At 40.6% G+C, this 251-nt stretch carries 1 pseudogene; it reads right to left on the bottom strand.

The window, feature by feature from the left end:
- A pseudogene (locus KVT34_RS30665) lies at window positions 1-251 on the bottom strand (DEAD/DEAH box helicase); the annotation flags it as partial.

Raw genomic sequence — 251 nt, 5'->3', positions numbered from 1 at the left:
GTAACGACTGATTCCGCCGTGCACTACAGCTGTTCTTACATCGATACCGAACTTCTTTTTAGCCATTTGTTTTACAAGTTCCTCGAGTACAAAACAGTAACGAACGGATTCTGTAATAACGATAGATGGTCCTAAACTAGCAGAATCAACGATGTTCTCAGCAACTAACTTCGCTCGTTTCTTATCTGAAATAAGGTGACGGATTAAATCTGTATAATCGAGATCTTCTCCACCCGCATCCACACTATCAA

Origin of the sequence: Paenibacillus sp. GbtcB18, from assembly GCF_019091125.1 — a bacterium.
Lineage (GTDB): Bacteria > Bacillota > Bacilli > Paenibacillales > NBRC-103111 > Paenibacillus_F > Paenibacillus_F chitinolyticus.
Note: the sequence above shows the minus strand (reverse complement) of the source record. Positions and strands in the feature narration are given on the sequence as shown.